The organism is Terriglobus aquaticus (genome assembly GCF_025685415.1).
GTDB classification, from domain to species: domain Bacteria; phylum Acidobacteriota; class Terriglobia; order Terriglobales; family Acidobacteriaceae; genus Terriglobus; species Terriglobus aquaticus.
The window spans coordinates 1,069,670-1,095,644 of sequence record NZ_JAGSYB010000001.1; the positions used below are offsets into that span (position 1 = coordinate 1,069,670).

14 protein-coding genes and 1 tRNA gene are annotated in these 25,975 nt (G+C 64.3%); 6 read left to right on the forward strand and 9 right to left on the reverse strand.

Going from position 1 to position 25,975, the window contains the following annotated elements:
• Positions 1-95 precede the first annotated feature (95 nt).
• From OHL12_RS04525 to ribB, 3 genes are all read left to right on the forward strand, one after another.
• The gene (locus OHL12_RS04525) at positions 96-1,811 is read left to right on the forward strand and encodes a cryptochrome/photolyase family protein (protein ID WP_263412638.1); all 1,716 of its coding nucleotides are present in this window, start codon (positions 96-98) and stop codon (positions 1,809-1,811) included.
• 103 nt (positions 1,812-1,914) lie between these two features.
• Positions 1,915-2,142, forward strand: coding sequence for a hypothetical protein (locus OHL12_RS04530; protein WP_263412639.1), 228 nt, complete (start codon positions 1,915-1,917; stop codon positions 2,140-2,142).
• 77 nt (positions 2,143-2,219) lie between these two features.
• Complete coding sequence (gene ribB / locus OHL12_RS04535; RefSeq protein WP_263412640.1) at positions 2,220-3,422, forward strand: 3,4-dihydroxy-2-butanone-4-phosphate synthase; 1,203 nt, start codon at positions 2,220-2,222, stop codon at positions 3,420-3,422.
• A 72-nt stretch (positions 3,423-3,494) separates the two neighbouring features.
• On the opposite strand, the gene OHL12_RS04540 is transcribed toward ribB, so the two are convergent.
• Both OHL12_RS04540 and OHL12_RS04545 read right to left on the reverse strand, forming a co-directional pair.
• The gene (locus tag OHL12_RS04540) at positions 3,495-9,362 is read right to left on the reverse strand and encodes a choice-of-anchor D domain-containing protein (RefSeq protein ID WP_263412641.1); all 5,868 of its coding nucleotides are present in this window, start codon (positions 9,360-9,362) and stop codon (positions 3,495-3,497) included.
• A 168-nt stretch (positions 9,363-9,530) separates the two neighbouring features.
• Positions 9,531-10,181, reverse strand: a complete 651-nt coding sequence (locus OHL12_RS04545) for an HAD family hydrolase (RefSeq protein WP_263412642.1) — start codon at positions 10,179-10,181, stop codon at positions 9,531-9,533.
• Between the two features lie 47 nt (positions 10,182-10,228).
• Between OHL12_RS04545 and OHL12_RS04550 the strand changes: the two genes are divergently transcribed.
• The gene (locus tag OHL12_RS04550; protein ID WP_263412643.1) at positions 10,229-11,434 is read left to right on the forward strand and encodes a pyridoxal phosphate-dependent aminotransferase; all 1,206 of its coding nucleotides are present in this window, start codon (positions 10,229-10,231) and stop codon (positions 11,432-11,434) included.
• A gap of 71 nt (positions 11,435-11,505) precedes the next feature.
• Here the strand turns inward: OHL12_RS04550 and OHL12_RS04555 are convergent, their stop codons facing one another.
• The 5 genes from OHL12_RS04555 to OHL12_RS04575 all read right to left on the reverse strand — a co-directional run bounded on the left by OHL12_RS04555 (position 11,506) and on the right by OHL12_RS04575 (position 15,128).
• Positions 11,506-12,183, reverse strand: coding sequence for an MBL fold metallo-hydrolase (locus OHL12_RS04555; protein ID WP_263412644.1), 678 nt, complete (start codon positions 12,181-12,183; stop codon positions 11,506-11,508).
• 90 nt (positions 12,184-12,273) lie between these two features.
• Positions 12,274-12,567 (reverse strand): preprotein translocase subunit SecG, encoded by a 294-nt coding sequence (gene secG / locus OHL12_RS04560; RefSeq protein ID WP_263412645.1) that lies wholly within the window; start codon positions 12,565-12,567, stop codon positions 12,274-12,276.
• 76 nt (positions 12,568-12,643) lie between these two features.
• Positions 12,644-12,728 (reverse strand) — tRNA-Leu (locus OHL12_RS04565).
• A 100-nt stretch (positions 12,729-12,828) separates the two neighbouring features.
• Entirely contained in the window at positions 12,829-13,554 is a 726-nt protein-coding gene (locus OHL12_RS04570; RefSeq protein ID WP_263412646.1) for an HAD family hydrolase, read from the reverse strand.
• Positions 13,551-15,128: a glycosyltransferase family 39 protein gene (locus OHL12_RS04575; protein ID WP_263412647.1), complete on the reverse strand. Its 1,578-nt coding sequence runs from the start codon at positions 15,126-15,128 to the stop codon at positions 13,551-13,553. Before OHL12_RS04575 ends, OHL12_RS04570 begins: the two co-directional genes overlap by 4 nt.
• A gap of 147 nt (positions 15,129-15,275) precedes the next feature.
• On the opposite strand from OHL12_RS04575, the gene OHL12_RS04580 reads away from it, so the two are divergent.
• Both OHL12_RS04580 and OHL12_RS04585 read left to right on the forward strand, forming a co-directional pair.
• Positions 15,276-18,404, forward strand: coding sequence for a serine/threonine-protein kinase (locus OHL12_RS04580; protein WP_263412648.1), 3,129 nt, complete (start codon positions 15,276-15,278; stop codon positions 18,402-18,404).
• Positions 18,401-20,593 carry a putative bifunctional diguanylate cyclase/phosphodiesterase gene (locus OHL12_RS04585; protein ID WP_263412649.1) on the forward strand — a complete coding sequence of 731 codons (2,193 nt, stop codon included), beginning with the start codon at positions 18,401-18,403 and terminating at the stop codon, positions 20,591-20,593. Before OHL12_RS04580 ends, OHL12_RS04585 begins: the two co-directional genes overlap by 4 nt.
• Before the next feature lie 34 nt (positions 20,594-20,627).
• On the opposite strand, the gene OHL12_RS04590 is transcribed toward OHL12_RS04585, so the two are convergent.
• Together OHL12_RS04590 and OHL12_RS04595 are read right to left on the reverse strand one after the other, a co-directional pair.
• Complete coding sequence (locus tag OHL12_RS04590; RefSeq protein ID WP_263412650.1) at positions 20,628-23,207, reverse strand: glucuronyl esterase domain-containing protein; 2,580 nt, start codon at positions 23,205-23,207, stop codon at positions 20,628-20,630.
• Between the two features lie 95 nt (positions 23,208-23,302).
• Positions 23,303-25,960 (reverse strand): glycoside hydrolase family 31 protein, encoded by a 2,658-nt coding sequence (locus tag OHL12_RS04595; RefSeq protein ID WP_263412651.1) that lies wholly within the window; start codon positions 25,958-25,960, stop codon positions 23,303-23,305.
• Between the last annotated feature and the right edge of the window lie 15 nt (positions 25,961-25,975).

Consider the following 25,975-nt stretch of genomic DNA (forward strand, 5'->3'; position numbering starts at 1 on the left):
TGACGGAGTTGGCATCGTGGCTAGGCCGCCTCTGTTTCGTTCACGGCGCGAAAGCCGAAGACTTAAAGATCTCTCGGCCCGCGTAGGCTGAATCCATGCCGTTTTTGGAGCAGATGCGCGCGGCCGAACCCGATGCTGCCGAGCGCAAACGTCGCACCTGGGTCTTTGTCCCGTACGACAGGATCAACGATCGCATTGGTCCGCTGGCAAAGCTTGCACCTGCGGAAGCCGGCTTGATTCTGATCGAATCCCACGCCAAGGGCCGGAACCGCCCGTACCACAAGAAGAAGGTGCTGGTCGTCCTCTCCAACATGAGGCATTTCGCCCTGGAGCAACAGGCGCGCGGCGTCGCTGTGATCTATCGCAACGGTCCGCCCAGCTATGGCGAGCAGCTGCTCGAATTGCAGAGGGAATTGGGCCTGCCGAGCATTCACCTTGCGGAGCCGGCGGAACGCGAGCTTCGCAAGGATTTGGAGACATGGCAGGCGAAGGGTCTGGACCTCACCATAGGGCCTGACGATGCGTGGCTCTCCACCGCTGAGGACTGGAGCGCTGTCTTCGGCGACGAGCCCGCGTCAGCTCCGCAGGTTGGCGGCCGCGGACAGCGGCAGTTCCTGATGGAGCGCTTCTACCGCTACATGCGCAAGAAGACCGGCATCCTGATGGACTCGCCCACAAAGTTCGTGGGTGGGCAGCTCTCCTTCGATGCGGACAATCGGCAGGCCTATCGGGGCGAGGTCCCGGTCCCGACCCGACCGAGCTACCCACCGGATGCCATCACGCTGGAACTCATAGAGTGGCTCAGCCACAATGGCGTCCCCAGCATCGGCACTTTCGACGGCTTCGATCTGCCTGTCACGGCTTCGGACTGCCGGGCCTACTGGCAGTTCGCCCTGAAGGAGCTCTTGCCCAATTTTGGTCCGTACGAGGACGCGATGTCGTCCCGCGAGCCGATGCTGTTCCACTCCGCCATATCCGCGCTGATGAACGTGAGCCGGATCCTGCCGCAAGACGTTATTCGTGACGTGGCAGACGCGTACGACCGCCTGCAGCTTCCTCTCGCAAGGGCGGAAGGCTTTATTCGACAGATACTTGGTTGGCGTGAGTTCATGCGCCACATTCATCGCGTGACGGACGGATTCCGCACGGTGGAGCAGCGCCCGGATCCGCCGAGCAACCGATCGGCAAACGAGTACAGCGCGTTGCTGGTGAAGGAGCGGAACGACGCCGCTCCCGACCGGCCAGCTACGCCGTCCGCGCTCGACGCGCATCGCCCTTTGCCACCGGCATACTGGGGCGTTCCATCCGGCATGTTCTGCCTGGATACGGCGACCAGCCAGGTGATGTTTCAGGGCTGGTCTCACCACATCCTGCGTTTGATGGTGCTGTCGAACCTGGCTACGTTGTGCGGTTTCTCGCCCCGCGAGCTGACCGACTGGTTCTGGGTGGCGTATGTCGATGCGTATGACTGGGTCGTCGAGCCGAATGTGCTCGGCATGTCCACCTTTGCCGACGGCGGCATCACCGGCACCAAGCCGTACGTGTCCGGGGCGGCTTACATCAACCGCATGAGCGACTACTGTGGCAAGTGCCGGCTCGATCCCCGGAAGAGCACCGGCCCTGGCTCCTGTCCGTTGACCGCGCTTTACTGGAGCTTCCTGGAGCGGCACCAGGATCTACTGGGCAGCAATCAGCGGCTGCGAATGCCTTACAACACCCTGAACAAGAAGTCAGCGAGCGAACGGACGGAGCTGCGCAATCGGGCGGAACGGGCGATCCGACAATTGGAAGCGGGCGATCTGGTCGACTGAGGCGGACTCGACATTTCTGCCAAAACGGGCTAAACTAAAGCGTTTGGTTGCGCTTGGGAGCGCTCTCGCAAGGCAGCCGCAGCAGAAGGAGCAGACACCAAGCATGGCAAAGCGCCGCGGTAACCCCAACTGGGGCAAGCCGGAGCCGATCGGCCCGGTGGTTCCCACCATCACTTCTTTCGAACAGGTCGTCAAGGAGTACAAGCTGACCCCGGACCAGTACGTTCGCTCCACCCGGCTGCGCGAATGGGCCCGGCGGAACAAGAATTCGAAGTACATCCCGGAATCCCTGCTGGAAGCCTGGGGTTTCGAAATCGAATCCTCACTTTAAGCTCTGTTCAGTTTCCGCATCTCAGACCACCCAACGCCGCTCCAATAGGAGCGGCGTTTCCGCAGGAGTATCCATCGATGGCCCAGGCACCCTTTGTCGACGTACCCGAAGCATTGCGGCAGTTCGCCGAAGGCAAGATCATCGTGGTCGTCGACGATGAAGACCGGGAGAACGAAGGCGACCTGACCCTGGCGGCCGAGTTTGCCACGCCTGAGGCCATCAACTTCATGGCCAAGTACGGTCGCGGCTTGATTTGCCTGACCCTGACCGAGGAACGTGCGGACTACCTGCGGCTACCGCCCATGGCAACCGAGAATACCTCCCGCTTCGGGACTGCGTTTACCGAGTCCATCGAAGCCCGGGAAGGGGTCACGACGGGCATTTCCGCAGCAGATCGCGCTCACACTATTCTGACGGCGGTGCGTCCGGGCACCACGGCTGCGGACCTCGCCCGCCCGGGCCACGTGTTCCCGTTGCGTGCCCGCAAGGGTGGGGTGCTGGTGCGGGCCGGCCAGACGGAGGCTTCGGTCGACCTGGCCCGTATGGCCGGGCTGATTCCAGCCGGAGTCATCTGCGAAATCATGAATGACGACGGCACCATGGCCCGGGTGCCAGACCTGGTGGCCTTTTGCCGTGAACACAATCTCGCCATGCTCACGGTGGCGGAACTGATCCGGTACCGGCTGCAAACGGAGCAGTACCTGCACCGCGTCGGGCAATCCACGGTACAGACCCCGTGGGGCGAGTTCCAGATGCTCGCCTACGCCAGCGACGTCGAGGAGCACGCCAGCCACTTTGCCCTGGTGCGGGGCGACCTGGGGCGCGACCCTGCCGGGCAGGCGGCGGAACCGGTTCTGGTCCGGGTGCACACCCACGCAGTTGCGGGCGGAGTCCTGCAGATGGATGGCGATGAGTCCCGCCGCAACCTGGAAGCCGCTATGCAGGCCATTGCAGAGGTAGGCAAGGGCGCGCTGATCTACTTGCATAACGCCTCGCCGGGCTACACGATCGATCACACGTCAGAACGCGAGCGTGCTCCGGGTGCGCAACCTGGCCTTGGCCGCATCGTCCTCAATCGCGAACACAGCGGGCGTGGACGAGGGGAACAGACGCTCCGTCACACCGGCGTGGGCAGTCAGATGCTGGCAGATCTCGGACTGCGCCGCATTCGGTTATTGGTAAGCCGACCCACCCACGTCCCGGCTCTGCAGGGCTTTGGGCTCGAGATTGTGGAGCAGGTCCCGCTGATTGCACCGGCTGCGACGGGCCTCAAGGGTTAAACCTGCCGAGTCGCCATCAGTGCAGCGCAAGCTGCACTGGTCACGCGTGAATAGCCCAGCCGCAGGTGAATTCTATTGTGGTGAGTTGGTGATGGTGAGCGTGATGGGAACCGACTGCTGCACAGTCACGCCCGTGGTGCTCGCAGCGGAAATGGTGAACTGGTAGGTTCCTGCCGCGGCGTAGCGAATACGCGAGTCACCATGCGTGCCGCTCCCACAGCCCGAACTCATGAGCAGGGCACACAGTCCAATCGACAGCAGCAGTCCCGCGCCCCAACGCCTGCGACGCAGACCCGCCAGCAACAGCACCGGTGTACTGCACAGCACGGCTGCCCGCCAATCGGGGCGACGGCTCGCGGCCGTGTTCACCGCGGTCACGGTTGTGATGGTTGCCGTCGCGTTGACCGTGCCGTTGATCAGCGTGACCGTGGACGGATTGATGGAGCAAGCCGTGTACTGGACGATTGCCTTTGGGGTGCAGGTGAGCGCTACGGCGCCGGTGAAGCCATTCGTCGGCGTAACCGCTAGAGCGTAGTTCGCGGCAATGCCATAGGGCACAGTTGCTGAACCACTTGACGCGCCATTGACCGTGAGGGTGAAGCTTCCACCCTGCAGGCCGTTGCCGGTCAACGGGACCTGCAGCGGAGAGGAAGGATCGGTGCTGGAGACGGTCAGCGTGCCGGTGCGAGCGCCAGGCTGGCTGGGCGTAAACGTCACATTGATGGAGCAGGACGAACCCGCGGTCAACGTCACCGGTCCGCAGGTAGACGTGCCCGTGAAGTCGCCGGACGAGATACCGATCTGTAATCCATTGACGTCCGTGGCGCTGGTATTTGTCAGCGTCAGCGCTAACGTTTGAGTGTTCCCGATCAGGATGTTTCCGAAGCTGAGCCCCGAGGGCGTTGCCACGAGCTGCGGCTGTACACCGACGCCGCTGAGGGTGACGGTGAGTGCCAGATTTGTTGCCGAATTGCTGATCGAAAGCACGCCCGTTCGCGTCCCGGTACGCGACGGCGTGAACGTCACCGGGAGGACGCAGGACGCCCCTGCTGCAATGGTGCCGCCGCTGGCGCACACGGCGCCTGCCGCTGACGACGACGCCAGCGCGAAATCGCCGGTGACCGTGATCGGACCCAGAGTGACAGCGCTGGAACCAGTGTTAGTAAACGTCGCGACCTGGGCCGCGCTCGTGCGGGACAGCAGAACTCTTCCAAAATCAAGGGCGCTGGGACTTAGCGAGACGGAGGCGGAGGTACCTGTGCCGATCAGGCTCACGTACTCCAACGCGTTGGAAGCATTGCTTTGGATCTCGAGAGCTGCCGAGCGGGTGCCAGTCCCCTGTGGAGTGAAGGCCACCTGGATCTGGCACGATGCGCGAACGGGAAGCGCGCCACAACCGTTCGTGGCGGTGAAGTCAGAGCTGGTGACGACGCCAGAGATGACCAGGTCTACGGTGCCGGTGTTTGTGACCGTGACGGCCTGGGCTGCCGAAGCGTTTCCGACCGTTCCGCTGGCAAAGGTCAACGCGCCCTGAGACGTGGTGAGCACTGCGAGCGGCGCCGCGGACGCTGGACTGTTGCTCTGCACCGGTACCGTACGCCCTGCAAGGTCGACCAGAAGCGGGCTATTTTCCGCGTCAGACTCTAGTGTCAGAACTCCGGTCTGGCTTTGCGACCCAGCGTTGCCGCTAATCGTGGTCTGTGCGTTGGGCGCGTACTTGACCACCACGGCACAGCTAGCCGAGGGCGCCAACGTAGCGCCGCAAGTGCTGGTCGCCTGGAAGGGGAACTCCGCCCGAATGCGGCGGACCGTGATCTTCTCCGAGGTGCTGAGATTGACGAGCGTCAGATTTTGCGACGCCGTCTGACCGGAAGCCACCTGGCCGAAATCGATCACGCCAGTAGCGGTGAAACTGCCTGTCACACCCAGGGTTCCCGAACCGACTCCGTATCCTTCCAGGTATGCCAGGCCGTTCACCGTGGCAGTGCCGTCCGTCGGCTGACCCTGGATGAAGAGCGTTCCGGTCGCGTCTGCGTTCAGCAGGGGAGCATAGGCGACTGTGACCGTGCACGATCCGCCCGGTGCCAGACCGGCGCAGTTCGTTGCCGTGATCGGGAACTGCCGCGGCGCTTCCAGCGAGAGCGTGAGGGACTTGCCGGAAAGATTGTTGACGCGGAACACCCGGGTTGCCGAAACGCTTGCGGTGGCCAGCGCTCCGTAGTTCACCGCGATGTCCTCTCCGGGCACAATCTCCAGCCCGGCGCTTTCTCCCGTGTATAGAGCCTGAACGGAAAGGGTGTATTGCGTGGTCTGCGCTGCGCCACCCGGTGCGGTAGTCACCGGCACCGTGAGCAGACCGCTGGCCAGCGAAGTGCCAGGGGTATACGTGACGGTCAGCGTGCACTGCGTACCCGGCTGCAGAGAGGTGCAGGTGCTGCTGGTGGTGAAGTGCGAGTCACTCACGGTGACATTGCCAACCGTCGCCGCCACATTGCCGGTGTTGGTCAGAGTGATGACCTGCTGCGTTGCCTGAATGCCGGGAACGTTCCGGAAGAGCAGGGAGGCCGGCTGAAACGACAGGCCAGGGTTCACGTCGCCGTAACCCGTCAGGTTGGAGCTGACAGGCCCGGCTGACGTGTTGAAGTTCACACTTCCACTCCGCGGGCCGGTTGTGGTGGGTGCGAACTGGACCGCCAGCGTGCAGCTTTCTCCAGCCTGCAGCGTGCCGCCGCAGGCAGTGCCGCCGGTGGCGGTGGAGCTTGCTCCGAAGTCACCCGAAAAGCCAGCGGTTCCCGTCGAGATTGCGCTGGAGGTGGCGTTGGTCAGATTGAAGAACTCCGCGCCGGTGGAACTACCGACTGGGACCGATCCGAAATCCTGTGCCGCTGGGGTCAGCAAGACGCCCGAGGGCGGGATGCCGGTACCGGACAGCGCGACGGTCTGCGCCGCGCCGCCCTGCGTCGAGGTGATGCTTAGGTTCGCCGTTTGCGGTCCGGCGGATGCGGGCATGAACTGCACGCCCAGGTAGCAGCTACCGCAGCTTCCAGTCAGGTTCTGCTGGAACTGGGTGCGGTCGGGCGTGCCGTAGCCGTAGCCCTGATCCTCCACCAGCAGAACGCGAAAATCGGAGCTGCTGGAAGCAATGCTGAGGCTTGCAAAGGGCTGCGAAAGCCGGAACCACTGCACCGCGGGTGTTTGAAGCGGGACCTGGCCGAAGTTGATCAGACCACTCCCGGGCAGGAAGCCGGTCGCAGTGCCTTGCAGCGTCACGTATACCGGGCTGCTGCTACCTGCCGTTACGCTGAGCAAACCTTGGCGCAGCCCAGCATCGCTCGGTGTGAAGTGGAGTGTGACGACGCACGAAGCTCCGCCGGCCAGGGTAGACGGGCAGGCACTGGCGGCGAAATCACCGCTGACCGCGACCGCAAGCGCAAACGGGGTCGCACCCGTGTTCTGGACCGTGACACTCTGCGTTTCGGTCGAGACCGTGGTGACCACCACCGGCTGCGCAAACGTGACGGTTGTCGCGCTGACCGACAGGTTCGGGTTGACCGCCGAACCGTTCACGCTGGGCTGCGGCACGGTTTGACCGTCGATCAGAACCGAGTAGCCATCTACCGTGATGGTGGTCGCGTCCGCTGACGGCACGGTCTGCGACAGGTAGGTCACGGAGATCTGGCAGACGGATTGCGGCGACAGGGTCGAAGGGCAGCCGTCCGTTAGATGGAAGGGCAGTCCGGGCGAGAGCGAAACCGCCGTGTGGGCCTGCGCCACGTCGCTGCCATTGGACAGATACAGGTATCGCGGCGAATGGAGTCCGCCCGCGAAGACACGTCCGAAGCCGAGGTGGGTAGCGGAGACGGTGAGCGGGGAAGCCTGCGTGTATCCAGTCAACGTCAGTTCACGCGGTCCAACGACCCAGGTGGCCCGGGCGCTCCCGTCGTCCGACGCACTGGAACTGGCGGCAAGCTGAAGCGTAATGGTGCACGACGCTCCGGCTGGAAGGGTGAAATGCACTCCATCTCCAACCGGCGTGCAGGTCGAGCTGCTCTGGCTCACGGTGAAAAGCGTGCTGGTGAGGCCTGCCTGTGAGGCGAAGGTCTGCGGCGAGCCAGTCAGATTCGTCACGGTCAGCGTTCGCTGGCGAGGTGTGGTCGCGGCGGTGCTGCCGAAATCCAGCTCCTTGGGGACGACGCTCAGGGCGTCCGCAGTGAGCGTGTTTGCAGGCAGAGCTGCAGTTGCGGTTGTAGCGTTGCCCGCTGAAACCGTGATGGAGCCCGGGCCGGAGCCCGCAAGAGCCACATCACATTCCGAACCCGCCGGCAGGGAGGCGCCACAAGTGGTGCTGCTGACGGTGAAGCCTGCGGCCGTGACCTGGAGACTGACGGCGGCCGTCGCCCCTGCATTGCGCACGGTGATGTTGGGCAGATCGTCCACTGAGAGCAGAAGCGACGCATCGCTCGCCGAGTCCAGCCGTGCCAGCACGGCCGCGCCACCGTCGCATCCGCTGCCGTTGCAGGTCGTCGGCGGCAGGGCATCGCGTACCGTCGAGGGGAGAGCCGCGGTGGTCGCCGGTCCTAACGAAACGTCGTAACGTTCGGTCGGCCGAAGGGCGCTGCTCAGGGTTGGGGCGATACCACCGGCGAACACTGCGGTACCGTCGCTCGCGGTGAGAACGCCACCGGCTGAGACGGGCACACTGCTGAAGCCAGGCTCCTGCACGGGAACGCCTCCGACGCGGGCCGTGCGCTGCACCTGGCCACTGCCGTTGCCCACCAGCAGGAAGCCGGAGCCCTCCGCCTGCAACGCCGACAAGGGCAGAAGAGGCGGAACATTCGCCGACGCAGAGGCTACCGCGGCCACGAAGCCGCTTCCGCTGGGTGCCACGATCGCCGTATCGCCGGGCGCGAGCAGGGTGGAGCTGGTGACCGCCGATCCATCCTGCGCAATTCTCAGCGCCGCCTGGTAGGTCAGACTGGCTGCCACCGGCGCGTTCACCACCGTCAGCGGAAACAAGCCTGCAGCAATGTTGCCGCCCACCAGAATGCTGCTGGTGCCGCTGTCAGTAGCCGCGGACGTCAGGCCATTGCCCGGGATGTAAGTAGAAAATACGAAGCCGTCGCCGGCAGGGGTGAGCTTTGTCAGAAAGCCCGACACGGGCGAACGGGCGTCGGTCAGCAGATCGGGGATGAGGGCGTTGAGAGTAGGGAAGCCGCTGGCCGTCGTTGAGCCAACGATGTAGGCGTTCCCCGAAGCATCCAGGGCAACGCCGGCCGGCGAGGTGTCTCCATTCGCGCCGCTCAGATACGTGCTGTAGCGCAGCGTCCCGTCGGTCGTGCTGAAGCTCTGCACGAATCCGTTGCCAAAGCTGCCGGGCAGTGGCTGCTGCTGGATTCCGTTCGGAGTAACCGGCAGCGTCGCCGCAAAGATTGAGCCGGTCACGACTACCTGGGTGGACGAAGCGTCGACCGCGGTTACCGCCATTCGGCCGCTGCCCAGAAAGGTAAGCCACTGCTCAGTGAGCGCGGGCGTGAACTTCGCCAGGAACGAGTTGGTGGTGGTATCCGCTCGGTTCGGGTAGCTGGTTCCGGCGGTGCCGGTTACAGAACCGTTGGACAGGGAAGTTCCCGCCACGTACACGTTTCCAGCGGCATCCAGCGCCAACGCCACGCCATGGTCTCCGGCCTGACCCAGATCCGTTTCGGCCAGGGTGGTCGACGCGGTCGGATCCATCTTGACTAGGCGGAGTCCATCGCCAGCTTCGACCAATGTGTACAGGTTCCCAGCTGCGTCGGCTTTTAGTCCGATAAAGCGACCCTGTCCATTGACGGATCGCAGCCCGACACGGGACACCGACTGCGCAGACGCGCCGGTGGCGCCGGTCAGCAGGGCGAGCAACAGAAGTGGGAGGCGAAATGGTCGCGGCAGTCTCAATGGCATCACACGTCACTTCACAGCAGCATTCTTGCCGCCGTGCAGCCGTAATCAGTAATCCATGGAGAAGAAGGGTGCGAGTGTCTCATTCTGCGATGAGTCCACGCAAGTTGCACCGGGTCGTACTGTTCTGGAACAGATGTGTCTCCCTTTGTATCAGCGGGAGTGGTTAGGTTAGGCGGTTGCGGTGGCGTGAGTGGGATCGAGCAGGTAGTGGAAACCCCGCTCCTCCATCTCGGCTAAGAAGCTGTGGTGATCGCGGTACACGATGCCCTGCATGCCAAACCGCTGGGCCGCGTGGATGTTCTCTTCCTTGTCATCGATGAAGAGAATGCGGTTCGCCGGCACGCCCAGGCCCTCGGTGGCGGCGGCATAGATCTCCTGCTGTGGCTTGCGCAGGCGAAGCGCGTGGGACCACACGGCGTGGTGAAAGTCGCTGATCCAGTCGAACCTGCGCACGATGCCTTCGGCCATCGCGCCCGGCATGTTGGACAGGATGCCGGTGCGCACGCCCGCACGGTGCAGCAGCTTGACCCACGCCAGCATTGGCAGGTTCATGTCCGTCCACAGGTCGACATCCAGGGCCAGAAGGCGCTCTTTCTGCTCGTCTGACAGGCTCCGCCCACCGCCCTGTGCGATCGTGTTCCAGTAGGCCGGGCCGTCCAGCGCGCCCTCGTCGTAGCTGTCGCGGTGCTGCCAGTAAAAGCGGTGCAGTGTCGCCTCATCCAGGCCACTTACCCGCTGCATCTCTGCCCAGACGGCGGGCACCGGGGGCAGGCTCAGCACCATGCCAAAATCGAACAGGACCGCTTCAACTGGCTGCATAGGCAGGATTGTACCCGCGCATCTGCCAGCGTTCCGCACTGAATCTCATGCATTTTTCCAATCGCACCCACTTCGGCGCGGAAGCCGATCCGCTGACGGAGGCCGTCGCTCTCCGCCGCCGCGCCGGTCTGCCAGTGCTGGACCTGACGGAGAGCAATCCAACGCGGTGTGGGCTGGGCATCGCCGGAACAACCCTGCTGCCACCTCTGAGCCACGCCACAAACATGGTGTACCGCGCGGAGCCGTTTGGGCCGATGCAGGCTCGCAAAGCCGTTGCGAAGATCTACTATCGCGAGCGCGGCGTGCAGGTCGACCCTGCCGAGATGGTGCTCACGGCAAGCACCAGCGAAGCTTACAGCTTTCTGTTCCGGCTCTTCTGCGAGCCGGGCGACCATGTTCTGGTGCCACAGCCGAGTTACCCGCTGTTCGACCTGCTCGCCCGCATCTCCGACGTGGAGACCGTGCCGTACCCTCTGCGTTTTCACGAGTTCTGGGAGACGGACCTCGACGCCCTGGAAGCTGCTATCACGCCTCGAACCCGCGCCATCGTCGTTGTGCATCCCAACAATCCGACCGGGCACTTCACCAGCCCGGAGGAACGGCAGGCTCTGGATCGAATTGCCGCGCGGCGTGGCTTGCCACTGCTGGTCGATGAAGTTTTCTTGGACTATCCCGCCGAGCCTCAAGCGGTACGAGGCGTCTCGCAAAGCTTTGCTGCCAGTTCGCAACCTGACGCGCTGACCTTCGTGATGAGCGGTCTGAGTAAGGTCCTCGCGCTGCCGCAGATGAAGTTGGCATGGACGCTGGTGCTGGGCCCCGAGCCACTGCGCCGCGAAGCTCTCCATCGGCTGGAGTACATCGCCGATACGTTTCTCTCCGTAGCGGCGCCGGCAGCAAATGCGATGAGCGACTGGCTTCAGGTGGGCGCCTCCGTGCAGGCGCAGGGAAAAGGGCGTATCCAATCCAACCTCACGATTCTGGATCGGGAGATCGCCGGAGCTTCGGTCGTGTCCCGACTGCCAGTCGAGGGCGGATGGTCGGTTCTGCTTCGGCTGCCTGCACTCGAAGCCGACACTGACTTCGCGCTTCGCCTGCTGCACGCAACCGGCGTTCTGGTGCACCCGGGATCGTTCTTCGCCCTGCCCGGGCGAGGCTGGGTTGTGCTTAGCCTGCTGCCGGAGCCCGAGAGTTTCGAGCGAGGAGTTCGCCTCCTCGTCGACTCGATTGAGAAATGGCTGGAGGTGACTCTTTAGGTTCGGGAGAACCTTTGGAGTAACGCTTGAGGCAGAGGCTTCAACTCAGAGTTGAGATGACCGCCTGCAAGCTAAAGATTTCGCAAGTAGATGTTGTGTTCTCGTTCCAAGCCGATGGAGGTTGTATTTCCGTGTCCCGGGATAACCAGGGTGCCCTCTGGAAGGTGCAACAGCTCGCTCTGAATGCTGCGCAATAACGTGCTGGTGTCGCCGCCCCACAGGTCTGTGCGGCCCACGCTGCCCTGGAAGAGCGTGTCGCCTGCCAGGAGCAGGTCGTGATCCGGGGCATAGAGGCAGATGCTCCCCGGGGTGTGCCCAGGGGTGTGGAGCACGCGGAGTGTTGACCTGCCGACGCGGAGTTCCGTTGCCGTTCCGATGCTCTCGTCTGGCGCCTTGACTTCGGGCGTCGGCACGCCCATCCACGCAGCCTGCTGATCCATGAGAGCGACCAGCTCCAGATCGGCCTGGTGGTAGAGCACCGGTGCTCCCGTGAGTGCACGCAGGCTGGCTGCGCCGGAGATGTGATCCAGGTGCGCGTGAGTGACCACAATGCCAGTCAGACGCAGGTTGTGTTTGGCCAGTACTGCAAGGATGCGCTGAACGTCACCACCCGGGTCGATCACGATCGCTTCAAGGGTGTCCGGGTCGCCCAGCACCGAGCAGTTGCACCGCAAAGGACCTACGGGGAAAGTCTCACGTATCAGGCGGGGTGGTTGCGACTCAGCGACCTCGGGCGTGTCAACGGCCATGCGCTCTCCTGACATTCGGAACGGGTACAAACGACGAAAGGCGCGTGCAAGATGCAACGCGCCTCAAGGGCAGACAGCAGGGGATCGCTGTTACTTCTTCGCCGGCTGCGAAAGATGCGTTCCACTCAGAACAGAGTGGCTGCCCGCGCGGGAGAACATGACCGTCAGCACGATGGCGAGCAGCATGAACAGGACGGCGGACCAGGTGGTCAGACGCGTAAACAGGTTCGCCGTGCCGCGGGGTCCAAAGGCCGTCTGCGTTCCCTGGCCGCCAAAGGCGCTTGCCAGGTCGGCGCTCTTGCCTTGCTGCAGAAGTACCACGCCGATAAGAAACAGGCAGACCACGACGAAGAGGAATACCGTGAAGTAGAGAAGAAAGGTCATGCCAGTCCTTAGATCAGCCCCAGGCCACGGTTGCACAGCACGTATGGCAAGCAGCGGAACGAGCGGAAGTTGTGAATGGTGCGGAGGAGGGGACTTGAACCCCTATGCCTTGCGGCGCTAGCACCTCAAGCTAGTGCGTCTGCCAATTTCGCCACCTCCGCATCGTGTTGGCCCATTGGGAACCACGCGAACGGATCAGCCATCCAAGGGCGAGTATAGCATCGCGGGTGGTGCGAGCCGAAGCTCCAGACGCACCAGCGATCAGAAGATCTGGAGCAGTTCGCGGATGCTGTTCAGTTCCAACAGGTGCTGCCCCGGCGGCGCTGGCGCGACTGACTCGTGCTCCAGCACCCAGGTGTTGGGATGCGGCAGGAAGACGGCGTGCAGGCCGGCCGCCAGCGCCGGGTTGATGTCGCTGCGAGGACTGTTCCCGACCATCCACGTGGTAGCGGCATCGTGCCGGTGGCGCGAGCGGAGGTCCAGGTACGCCTCGCGATGCTTCTCCCGAACCACCTCCACGTGAGCAAAGAGTGGCGCCAGGCCCGAACGGCGCAGCTTCTCCGTTTGTTCCTCGGCTGCGCCCTTGGTCATCAGCACCAGAGTGTGTCGCGTTGCGAGATCGGTCAGGGTTTCTGCCACACCGGGCAGGAGTTCGATACGGGCCTCGAGGATGGACGCAGTGAGTTCGTGAATCCGGCTGACTTCCGCAGAGGTGCACGCGCGGCAGTGGAACTGCTCGATCGCTGCAAGCATGGAGGAGCGAAAGCTGATAGCGCCATAGCCATGCACCGCCACGCGTTCATGCTCGAGCTGGTTGAAGGCGCTGCGCACCTCCTCGGCCGACCAGGTGGGATGCGCGAGCAGATCGATGAATCCGGCGATCGCTCGGTCAAAGTAGATGTTGTTTTCCCACAGGGTGTCGTCGGCGTCGAACAGCAGCGTTTGCCGGGTTTCTTTCAGTTGCAGGTTCAAGAGGCCCGCCGTCATGGAAGCTCAACCAGCCACGTGTCCTGGTCGGCGTAGCTTTCCGTGGATTCGTGCAGCAACTCGAGGTGCGCTCCGTCCTGCCGCAGTTTGCGCAGGAGCCACTGCTCCGGGTAGGTGTAGGAGCCGTAGACAACGAAGCGCCGGTGCTGCTGTTCGAACTGGCTGGCGTCGACAACGCGATCCGCAAGCCCGAACGTCTGCTGCACCAGGTCCAGATGGTCGAAGATGCTCGCGTGAGCGACGGTGTGTGCCGCGTTCAGATCCTGGAGGTAGAAGACGTTGGCCAGCGTTTCAGGCGATTCGCGGTGTGCCATTTCCACGTAGGTGAGACCGTTGCTATCGACCAGAGGCAGGTGCATTTCAGCGGCGATCTGACAAGGCACACAGGGCAGCGATACCGGCAACACGCGAGCCGGGTGACGCAGTTGGAGCAGGGCGCCCGGGAGCGCGTGACCTTCCAGCAGGGCCAGGACTGCGACGATTAGTGCCGCGCTGCGCCGGCCACCTGTCCAGCGGAACAACAGGGCAGTAGCCACTGCGGCGACACCAAGGCTTGCAACACTGCCGTAGCGGTAAAAGAACGCCGCCCTGGTAACCATGAACAGGATCATGAGCATGCCGGGCAAGCCAATCCACAACAGCGCGACCGCCCAGTCGGGGCGGCGCAGCCCCCAGCCGGAGCCACCTCGCAGGGCCGGGAAGCCGGCCACCGCCAGCAGCACCACCGCGGTCAGGGCCAACAGGATCTCTTCCCGAACGAAGCGGGCGTTGTAGAACGCGAACACCATCGTGGGGGTGGGCAGGAACGACTTCGGAAAGATTGTGTGGCCGTGTTCCGCGATGAACGTCCGCAACACCGGCGTGACCAGCAGGGGCAGCGCCGTGGCAGCAATCAGACGGGGCTGTCTCCACTCGCGAAAGAGAAGAACGACCGCGATCAGCAGCAGCCAGGCCGGCACTGCTAACGCCTGGGATAGAAGGGCCGTGCATCCCGCCAGGAGGAGCACGCCCAGGTGCAGTAACGCGGGACGGCCCGCCGTCAGCCGTTCGGCGGCTCCGTCTGTCATCCACCATGCCAGGGCAAGGGCGGCGACCATGAGAGCGTAGGGTCGCGCTTCGGTAAACAAGTCGCCCGTCGGGCTGGCCAGCAGCATCGTCGAAGCGGCAAAGCCGTACAGGGAACCGAACCGCCGGGCGACCAATCTGCCAAGGAACACCATGGCAGCAAAGAAGGCGAGCGTCTCCGGGATGCGGGCACCCAGGGCGTTCGCCCCAAACAGGTGCATTGAGAACCGTGTCAGCAGGTAGCTGAGAGGTGGATTCAGGTCCAGCGCACGGAGCTGCCGAAACAGTTCGCGGAGGGTCGGCGCCTGGGCGATGTGAAAGGTAAAGAGCTCATCGAACCAGAGAGGCCGGCTCGCGATGCTGCGCAACGCAAACAGCAGGTACACCACGAACAGGAAGCCGTACAGCAGCATGGGCCGCTGGTCCATCCAGGCCGCAACTGCCTCCAGGTGACGATCCGTAGCTCTGCGAACGCGATTGAGCGACAGCAGGAGAGCTGATTCCGGCATGTGCGTCAGTTTACCAAGTGGGCTTTGCCGAGCTACCACTTGCTCCCGATGCGATCCCACCAAAAGCGCATCGTGGGAGATGTAGGCTGTCGGCTATCATGGCTGCACTTCTTTCTACGGACACCGGCCCCGAGGAGGTCCGGAGGCTTGGACCCCGATTTCCCCCCAAAGCTCGGACCTTACGTAGTTCTGAACCAGATCGGCTCGGGTGGCATGGGGGCGGTGTACCGCGCTCTTGACCCACGGCTGCAGCGGGAAGTTGCCATCAAGGTACTGCACCGCAATCTGGAGATCGCGGGCGCGTCCGAGCGCTTTCTGCGGGAAGCGCGCACCATCTCCTCGCTCAATCACCCGAATATCTGCACCGTGTTCGACATCGGCGAACAGGATGGCGATCCCTACCTGGTCATGGAACTGCTGGAAGGAGAGGCGCTGAAGGACCGGATCCTGCGTGGGCCGGTACCCGAGCCCGACCTGCGCGAGATTGCGTTCCGGGTGGCCCTGGCGCTCCAGGCTGCCCACGGCAAAGGTGTGGTCCACCGCGACATCAAGCCCGCGAACATCTTCCTAGTCGCCGACGGAGCGGGCACGGTGGATGTGAAGGTGCTGGACTTCGGTCTCGCCAAGCTGGAACGGGACGGAGAGCCCACCAGGACCCGGTCGCGCGGGCTCACGCGGGCCGGATCCACCGTGGGGACGGTCGAGTACATGTCGCCCGAGCAGGCATGCGGCGAGGAGTTGGACGCGCGCACCGACCTGTTCTCGCTGGGCGCGGTGCTATACGAGATGGCGACCGGGCGACTGCCGTTTCCGGGTGCGACCAGCGCGATCGTGTTCGCAAACCTGCTGCACCTGCAGCCGGTGCCGCCGCGTGAGGAGAATCTGAACCTATCGGTGGACCTGGACGGGATCATTCGCGCTCTCCTGATCAAGAACCGCGCGGACCGCATGCCATCCGCAACCGCGCTGCTGGATGCGCTCGCTGCAGCAGAGCGAGGCGAAGCTCGACCGCAGCCAAACAGTGCGGAGGCAATGCGCAGAGCCGTCCCGGCCCCTCCCACGTCAGTTTCGCCGCCCTATCCCGCTTCGACCGGAGCACCGGCGAACCCTGGGCCGGCGACGGAGAGCACACGGCCGCGGTCCCGCCCGCAGCGCCCGCTGCCGAGTCCTGATACGGCCGTTGCTCAGTTACCGGCGTTCGAGCCGACCGATTCGGGTACGGTCCCGCTCGTGCCGGTAGCCATCTCGGCGGAAACCGCCAGTGCGCGCCCGATTGGAAACGCCTCAGGCTCCCGGGAACTTCGTTCAAGTCCACCGCAGCCGGTAGCCGAACCTGTGGAACCGGTTGCGGCAAACCGTAAACGGCGGACCGGTGAGGCATCTCGCCAGGGCAGCCGGCAACTTGGTGCGGGTGCAGTCACGGACTCCGTTCTGCTTGCGGCTCCTCGGACTCCTGGCGCCAACTCTCGCGGACCGCTGATCGGGCTGTTGCTGCTGCTGCTGGTCGGCGGGGCGGCCGCGGCCTGGCTCGCGTTGCGGTCGCGCGATGGGGCGAATCATGCGCCCGTCATTCGCGGCACCGTTCAGGTTGTGCCTCTCAGCAACCAGACAGGCGACCCCCGGCTGGACCGCGGTCCGACGATGCTCCTGGAGACGTTGCTGGACGAGTCGCCCCTGCTCACCGTCTGGCGGCCCGCGGCACCGGACGTGCTGGAAGGCGGAACGGATGGGACGACGACCCGCATCCAGAAGATCCTCCAACCGGCTCAGGGAGACAGTGCGCAGCCCGCAGCATCCAGCGACCTCTACACGGTCGGCGGCACACTTTCCCGGAGCGGTGACGGATACCTGCTGCACCTATCGGTACGGCGGGCAGCCGGGGACGAGGAGGTCGCCCACGTAGAAGCCTCGGCGGGTTCTGCCGCAGAGGTGCCCGGGTTGCTTTCGCAACTGGTGGGACGGCTCCGACTTGCGATGGGAGAAGACGCTGCAAGCGCGACGGAGAACTCCGGGAACATAGCAGACGGTGCTGACGCCTTGGGCGCCCTGGCGGCGCTGGCCGAAGGGGAAGCGCGCGCCGAGATCGGCGATGACGCAGGTGCATTGGCAGCTTTCAACTCGGCGACGAAGCTAGCTCCATCGCTCCTGGCGGCACGACTGCGAAGTGCCGAACTGCTGTTAGGCTTGCACGCCGACCGCGACGCGTCGGCGGAACTCGACGCGATCGCCGCGGCGCCGGCCACCGGCGGACCTCACTTGCGGGCCGAGCGCAACTATCTGCTGGCCCTACGCGGTGGGAGCGAAGAGGCGCTGCAGGCGGCGGAGCGTTGGCGTGCCGCCAGACCGGCGGACGCAGAGGCGCAGGCTGCAGTGGCCGAGCAGATGCTGCGCGCCGGCCATCCCAAGGATGCGCTCGCTGCGGCTGTTGCCGCCGTCCACCTGGACCCATACCGTCTTCGCCACCTGGAGTTGCAGACTGCGGCGGAGATTGAAAGCGGGCAGCCGGATGCGGCCTGGACGCTGCAGACCACCGCCTTCAACGCGGGCCTCGGTTCGCCCGAGCTTTCCCTGGCAGCGGCAGTGCTCAAAAACGATCGCGCGGAAACTGCGTCCGCGCTGATGCGGCTGCACAATGACAAGCCAACCCTGCCGCTGTTGCTGGCCGACGCCGTGTACCGTGCCAACACGGGCGACATCGCCGGCGCTGATACCACCTTCCAACGTGCAGGAGCGATGGCGGCCGGACTGAGCGGTGCAGCCTCTGGGGCAATGTACGCAGGGGAGTTGCGGCGCTGGAACCTGGCGCTGAGCGGCCAGTGCCCTCCGGCGGGTACCGCCGACGCAGGAGGAGAGGCAGCCACCCTGGCGTGGATGACCGCCGCCTGGTGCCGTTTGCCGGCGCCCCAAGTTGAAGCTCCACACGATGAGTGCGCGGACGCAGCGCGGATGTGGCTCGCGGGAGATAAGACCGGTGCGCTGGCGTCGCTTTCCAACGCACATACTCCCGACGCCCTGCTGCTGCGGGCGCGGCTGGAACTGCTGCTGGGGCGTTCGGACGCGGCGATCTCGGACGGTCGCGCCGTCGTGGAGCGGCGCGGCGCCGCGTACCTCTCTGGCAGCATCAGCTACCCCGCAGCACTGGCGCTGCTGAGTGCCACCTATCGCGGTCGAGGCGACGTCGCCAACGCGGAAACGGAGCAGGCCGCCCTGCGCGAGCTGTGGCATGATCCCGCTGCCGTAACGCGCTTGCTGCAGATTGCGGGGAGTGCGCGATGAAGCCGCTGAGCCACCACCTAGCCGACGTCGGAGATGCGTCCCGCAATGGGACACTCAGCTCGCAGCACACAGCCGATAAGATCAAAATGCACATAGATACGAGTAGCTGCACCTTTACCGATGACTCGATGTACCGGCTGCTGATTCAGAGCGTGACGGATTACGCCATCTACATGCTCAGCCTGGATGGTGTGGTCAGCAACTGGAATCCCGGGGCGGAGCGGGCCAAAGGGTACCGCAGCGAGGAGATCGTTGGCCGACACTTCTCTGTGTTCTACACCGAGGAAGACCGGAAGCGCGGCTTGCCGCAGCACATGATCGACTGTGCGCTACGCGATGGCAGGGTCGAGGGTGAGGGCTGGCGGGTCCGCAAAGACGGAACCAGGCTTTGGGCTCATGTGACCTTGCAATCCGTGCATGACAGCAACGGTCGAACCGTTGGCATCGCTAAGATCACTCGCGACATGACGGAGAAGCGCGAGCGGGATCGGCGAGCGCTGGAGCAGGAGCGCAATTTTCGCGTCCTGGTGCAGGGCGTAACCGATTACGCGATCTATATGCTTTCGCCGGAAGGCATTGTTTCTAACTGGAACGCCGGGGCGCAACGAGCGAAGGGATATCTGGCCGAAGAGATCGTGGGCCAGCACTTTTCGCGCTTCTATCGGCCGGAAGATCAGCGGCGAGGCCTGCCGCAGCGCGCCTTGGCCACGGCCTTGGAGCTCGGTAAGTTCGAGGGAGAAGGCTGGCGCGTTCGCAAAGACGGAACCAAGTTCTGGGCGCATGTGGTGATCGACGCCATTCGCGACGAGTCCGGCGCCCTGATCGGATTCGCCAAGATCACGCGCGATGTGACAGAAAAGAAGCGCATCGAGGACCAGGTGTCTCACCTGGCGCACCATGATCCGCTGACGACGCTGTTGAATCGGAATTCGTTCCGCAACGTGGCGGAACGCGCGCTGAATCGCGGCAAGCATTGCGCTCTGTTGTACCTGGACCTGGACCGCTTCAAGCCGGTCAACGACAGCATGGGTCATCTGGTGGGTGACAAGGTACTCAAGATTGTCGCGGAGCGAATCCTGGCGGAGCTGAATGGGGCTGGCGCAGCGGGAAGACTGGGCGGCGATGAGTTCGCCATTTTGCTGACCGACGTTGCGGGAATCGCAGCCGCCAACGCCGTGAGCGAACGCCTGATTCGACGTATCTCGCAGCCGATCGAGATCGACGAAAGGACAGTTTCGGTCGGGGTCAGCATCGGGATCGCTCAGACCGATGCGGAAGGTTGCGCGACGGAGATGCTGCTGAGGAACGCCGACCTGGCACTGTACTCTGCCAAGAAAGAAAAGCCCGGCAGCTTCCGCTGGTATGAATCGGGCATGGAGTCAGAGCTGGTGCAGCGGCGTGAACTGGAGAGCGACCTGCGCCAAGCCTTGCTGCGAAACGAATTCGCGCTGCACTACCAGCCGGTGGTGGACACCACCAGCAATCGGCTAACCGGCTACGAGGCCCTGTTGCGGTGGAACCACCCTACGCGCGGCAGCGTTTCGCCGGCCGACTTCATACCGTTTGCTGAGCAGCACGGCCTCATGATCGAAATCGGTGATTGGGTGCTGCGGACTGCGTGCGAAGAGGCTTCGCGCTGGGCAGATGAGCTGACGGTGTCGGTCAACCTGTCGCCCACGCAGTTTTGCTGGCCAAACCTCGTGCCGCGCATCACAGGCTTACTGGAGTCGTCAGGTCTGCCGGCAAACCGGCTGGAGTTGGAGATCACGGAAACGGCGATGATGAACGACGTTGCCAATGCGAAAAGTGTCCTGGAAGACCTGCGCGCCCTTGGGATTTTGGTCGCGATGGACGATTTCGGCACGGGCTACTCGTCTCTGAGTTTTCTGCGCACGCTTCCGTTTACTCGCATCAAGATTGACCGTAGCTTTGTGCAGGACCTGGGACGGACGAAGGAGTCCCTTGCGATCGTGCGTGCCGTGACCGGGCTTTGCAGCAGTCTTGGCGTGGCGACTACGGCCGAGGGAGTGGAGACGGAGGAGCAGCGCCGCATCCTGAAGCGCGAAGGCTGTCAGCAGTTGCAGGGCTACCTGCTGGGGCGGCCCGCGCTACTGCCTCCTGCCAAGGACGCAGCCCGCGTGATGCCAATGGAACTCGAGTCGAGCATGCAGTTGGAACTAGTGCATTAGAAAACGGCCGCACTGGATGCTCAGGGTTCTGCGATCAGGGACGGCTGGCCGCAGCGGCAGCGGCGGAGGCCCTCTGCAGCCAGCTGCTGTACACAAAGTCCGCCTTTCTCGCCTGCCACTTTTCCCGGGGCAGCACATCGAGCTGGTCTGCTGTGAGGCGCGGCACCTGTGCTGCAATGGCCTGGATACCGCCATCGCTGTTGTCATGGCTAGCGGCTTCGCCCAGATCGAAGCGAACCTCTTGCGCCCATTCGCTGATACGGATCGTCGGCAAAAAACGCACGTCCTTGCCCTGCCACACAGGAAAGTGAAGCTCCTGGTTCAGCCAGCCTGCAGCGGACGGGGTGATCCAGGACGGCCGGTGACCCGCGCCCGGATCGAAGAAGGTGGTGAAGACGCCGCGCTCCGATCCGTTCAGGCGCACGACGCGCTGCCGCAGATCGTTGAAGAAGTCGGCACCGTGGGTCGGGATGGCGACGACTGCGTCCGCCGTGCCGTTGACGATGAAGGTGTCGCCACGCCGCGCGGAGAGCGTAAAGAGGGCAGCACCGCGATCGCCCAGCACAGGCAGCAGCGCTTTGTAGGGCGCGGCCTGGCACATCACCGCGTGTCCGCTGTCCCAATAGCCGTCCGGGCCGTCCAGGTCGCCGCCGCCCACCAGCAGCAGCGCGTGGACCCGCGGGTCCGCCGAGCCGGCAAGGGAAGCGATGAAGCTGCCCATGGAGAAGCCCATGACCCCGATGCGCGAGGGGTCGACGTCCGGCCTTACGGTGAGTGTGCTGACCGCCTGCATCACGTCGGTGACCATGAGGCCGCCGAGTCGAACGGGCATGCTGCCGGGTGACGGGATCAGTTCGTCGTGCTCTCGCGTAAAGTCCCGGTGGTCGTCATTGCGCTCGCCCTCACCAATGGGGTCGTAGGTGAGCACCACCGCGCCTGCACGCGCGTAAAGGACGCCGGTGTAGAAGGCGTACCAGCTTGTCTTGTCGCCACCGTGACCGTTCACGACGACAATGCCGGGCATGCGTCCGGGTGGTCGGCGGGCGGGGCGGTACACCACCGCAGGCACGCGCAAGCCGTAGGCGGTCTGGTAGCTGATGCGCTCGATAGTTACGCCGTCCGCGATCTCGGCCGTGCTGTAGGCCTCGACAGCGGGGCTGGGAAGCGGTGAGGGGATGTACAGCGCCTGGTCCATGCGCCGGCGCCACTCGTCGACGGTAGCTGTGCTGGCGGGCGCCGGGTCGATCTGTCTAGGCGGCAAGCCGGTAGGCGGCACCGTCGGCATTTCGGCCGGCTTGCCCCAGTTGCTGTCCAGGAACCGGAGGTACTGCTCCCAGTCGTAACGGCGCACGTCGTGCGGTCCGGAGCGGTCGTGATACGCCAAATGGGTCTCAAGGCCGACGGGCTGGTCGACGGCTGGTGCTGGACCGTCGGGGCTGACCGTGGTTGCGTCAAAGAGACGATAAACGCGAGCCGCACTTTGCGTTGACAGGAATTCGCCGTGAGGGTCCGACCACTCGTCGCCTGCGGCGGAGGCAACATACAGCGGGCGCGGGGCGATGAGCGATAGCAGAAGATTGCCGTCCACCGGGATCTCGGCATCATGGCCCTTCCAGCGCGCGTACTCCGGAGCGAACCAGTACGGGAAGGAATCTGCAAGGTGGGCTACGGTCTCGCCCAGGCCGCGGCGCTGAATCGTCTGCCCGCCGTGACCACTTTCCGTGGAGAGCAGCGCGGAGAAGCGCGTGTCCTGCGCGGCGGCCCAATCCGCGGCCTTGCCCAGCCGACTGTGACCGGTGACGGCGACGTGGCTGCCGTCGATCAGCGGGTCAAGCTGCAGGTAGTCGAGGCATCGGCTCAGGCCCCATGCCCATGCTGCGAGAGCACCCCAGGCGTGCGGCTGTTCGAGGTCGGCAGCCGTGCTGTAGAGTCGGCGGACGCTGTACTCGGCCATGCCGGGCAAGTCCGGTTCGAGATCGCCGTAGTAGAACGTGGCTATTGCGTAGCCGCGGCTGAGCAGAAGAGGGATCTGCCACCGCTCGGCATCCTTACCGCGCGCGGACGAAGGAGGTGGGGCAGGCGCGGGAGAGGCACCCTGCGCGGGACGGCTCCAAACCGCGGTGGGCTGGATGCCGGGGTCATCGACCACGCTGCTGTTGCCGCCGAAGTTGGGTCCCAGCACCAGCGGGCTGGGGTGATGCGCGTTCGCCGGAACGTAGAGGAGCAGCCGAAGCGAGTGCGCTGCCGTTGGTGGCGCGGCGACGCCAGGCGCTGGATCGAAGGTAAGCTCGATCTGCTCGCGGATTGCGGTGCCGCCCAGCGCATGCTCATTATGCTTCAGCACCCGGGCGTGCATGACGGCGTTCTTGGCAGCCGTGGGAGTGACGCCGAACTCATCCTGCTCAAAGAGGTGCAGCAGTTCCGGGCGCCGTTCGGTGTTCCACTGCGCAGCACTGGTCACACGTTGACCGCTGGCCAGCGACAGCGGATCGAGCAGCGTGTAGGGCGCGATCTTCTCTTCGTCGTACAGGTAGCCGGGCTTGCGCTGCGCCACGGCGGAAGCGGCAACGCAGACCAGCATGGCGATGACCGGCGAGACGAGAATACGTTTCATGGGCACCTTGGGCACGACGGAAGAAGTTCTGTTGAAGAGGGAGCAGCGGGATGGACCCTCGCGGCTCCCTCCGATCGCGTGAGTTGCAGACGACCCTACGGCGCTGCCGTCAGGTCCGCATGGGCGTGCTCGATGCGTTGCTGATGCTGCCGGTCGCGATCCGCGTCGGCGGGGGCGGCTGGCGCACCCGAGACGGACTTGGTCGCAGGCTTGCTGTCGGCGATCATGCGATCCGTTGCCGCCAGAGCCTCCGCGTAGTGCTTCGCGAAGTCACGAAGCTCGGCCGCGGCCGTCTCCGGGTGGTAGCCGATGCGATCCCCGGTCTGCATTGCTGCGGTCACTGTGTCTGGCACGGCTGCGGTAGTCGGGTAATCCGCCGAGAGCTGGTCATATGCCATGCGCAGGCGCTCGACGCGCCCAGCAAAGCCGTCCAGTTGTTTGCGGCGGCCTAGCGAACCCGCGGCACGGCGCACCGTGATGGTGGCTCCGTTCTGCACGTCGATGGCCTCGGTCGGCACCGTGGTGGTGAGGGTGTTGCCGTCGAATCGCCAGCCCGGGCCATTGCTCTTCAAGGTGAACGTGAGAGGCGTTCCGTTGACCGTGACCGACTCGGGCGGAAAGTCGCCGGGCAGACGCAGCTCCAGGCGACGCTGCCGGGGCATGCCGTCGTAGCTGCCGCGAACGGGAGCGACCTTGACGGTCAACTCTTCGCCGTGTTGCTGCACCTTCACATCGGTCCACGCGGTGCCTACGTTCTTCTGGTAGTCCTCTGCATGGCCCGAGTCCTCATACACGCTGTAGCTCACAGTCTGTCCGTCGGCGAGCGGGAAGACCGTAAGGATCAGTGGATCCACCGGCTTCTGCCCGGTGTAGAGCATGGGCGGCTGCATCGGCAGGATGGTTCCTGGCTTGACGAAGACCGGCAACTGCTCGATGGCGTAGCTGCGGTCCACCGCTACCGGTCCGTGCAGGTGCGCGCCAGTGGACCACTCGATCCATTCACCCTTGGGCAGCCAGATGTGCTCAGTGGACAGGCCCGTCTGCGTGTTGGCAGGGGTTGTGACCGGGGCAACGAGCATGTTGTCGCCGAACATGTACTCGTTCTTTGAGGTGTATGCCTCGGCTGCTTCCGGGTAGTCGTAGTAGAGCGGACGATCGAATGCCACGCCCGTGTCATAGGTGCGACGGCCTTCGGTGTACAGGTAGGGCTGCATGGCATAGCGAAGCTGGAAAGCGCTGCGCATCACATCGCTGAATGGCTCGGGATAAGCCCACACGCGGCGTTCGGCTTCAGGATTCTTGGTCGTGTGCGTGCGCAGGATGGGGCTGAAGATGCCGAACTGAATCCACCGGGCGTAGAGTTCCGGATCGACCTTGCCCGGCATGTGGCCGCCGATGTCATGCGACCAGTAGGCATAGCCCACGTTGGCTGCAGTGGCGGTGAACCACGGCTGGAAGGCCAGCGAGTCCCAGACCGATACGGTGTCGCCGGAGAAGCCGATCTGGTACCGGTGATTGCCGAGCCCGCCCCAGCGATGGAAAAGCAGCGGCCGCTTGCCCTCGTGCTCCTGGTCGGTGAAGTGGATGTAGTTGAGCCACCAGGTCGGGTTCACGCCTGCAACCTGCGTCTTGCCTTCCTGCTGCCAGTCGAGCCACCAGAAATCGACGCCTTCTCGCTCCAGCGGATGGTGCAAGAGGTCCATGTAATTCAGAGCGTAGGTGCGGTTCGTCAGGTCGAAGGGAACGTATTTGCCGCTCGCCGGATCCATGCCCATCTTGCGCGCAAACTCCGGATACGCCGTTTCCCACGGCTGTACGCCGCTGGCGGGGTGCAGGTTCAGCGTGACCTTTAGGCCCTGGTCGTGCAGTTCGGTTAGGAAGTCCTTCGGGTCAGGGAAGAGCGTGTTGTCCCAGCTATAGCCGCTCCAGCCCTTGCTGTGGCCCGAGGCGTCCTGCTCGTCGAAATGACGTCCAAAGGTCTTATGCCAGTCCATGTCGATGACGAAGACGTCGAGCGGCAGGTTGTTTTCATGGAAGCCGTTGACCAGGTCGCGCAGCTCCTGGTCGGTGTAGGCCCAATAGCGGGACCACCACGCGCCGAAGGCGAAGCGCGGCGGCAAGGGGATGCGGCCGGCGACGCGAACGTAGTCGCCGAGCGCGGCTTTGTAGTCGTGGCCGTACCCGAAGAAGTACAGGTCGCTTCGCTCCGTCGCCGGACGGGGCTTCACCCACGGCTGGGTTGTCGCGTCGTGCGTGGTGCTGAACGCGACGGAGTCAAAGAGTGGACCATTGTCGTCGACCACGGCCCAGCCTTCGCGCGAGACGAGGCCCTGGCCGATCGGCTCGCGAAGGTGCTCCGCACCCTGCGCGCCGTCCAGCGTTCGCGTTGTGCCCAGCAGGTTGCCGGTGGTCGCCATGCCGGGGTGCCAGGTGACCGGATGGCCGTCCAGCTTGAGCGTGATGCCGAGGTTCTGGGCGGTGAAGCCTTCGCCGTCGCCCGGCCGATAGACCAGGTGCAGGTCCGCCGTGTCGATCGTCACCTCGCGCGCCGTGATCTTCTTCTGAAACGCGGGCACGGGAAGATTCCGATTGAGAAAGATGAAGCTCGCATCATCAACGAAGTGCCCGTCTGCGCTCGACTCAAGCCGGATGAGTTGCGGTGTAAGCACGGTGAATCGAACGTCTCCGGCCGAAACGACGGCTGCTGAGTTCGCTACTGGATTGATGCCGCTGTCCGGAGCAGCCTGGGCCATACTCAAGGACGCCTG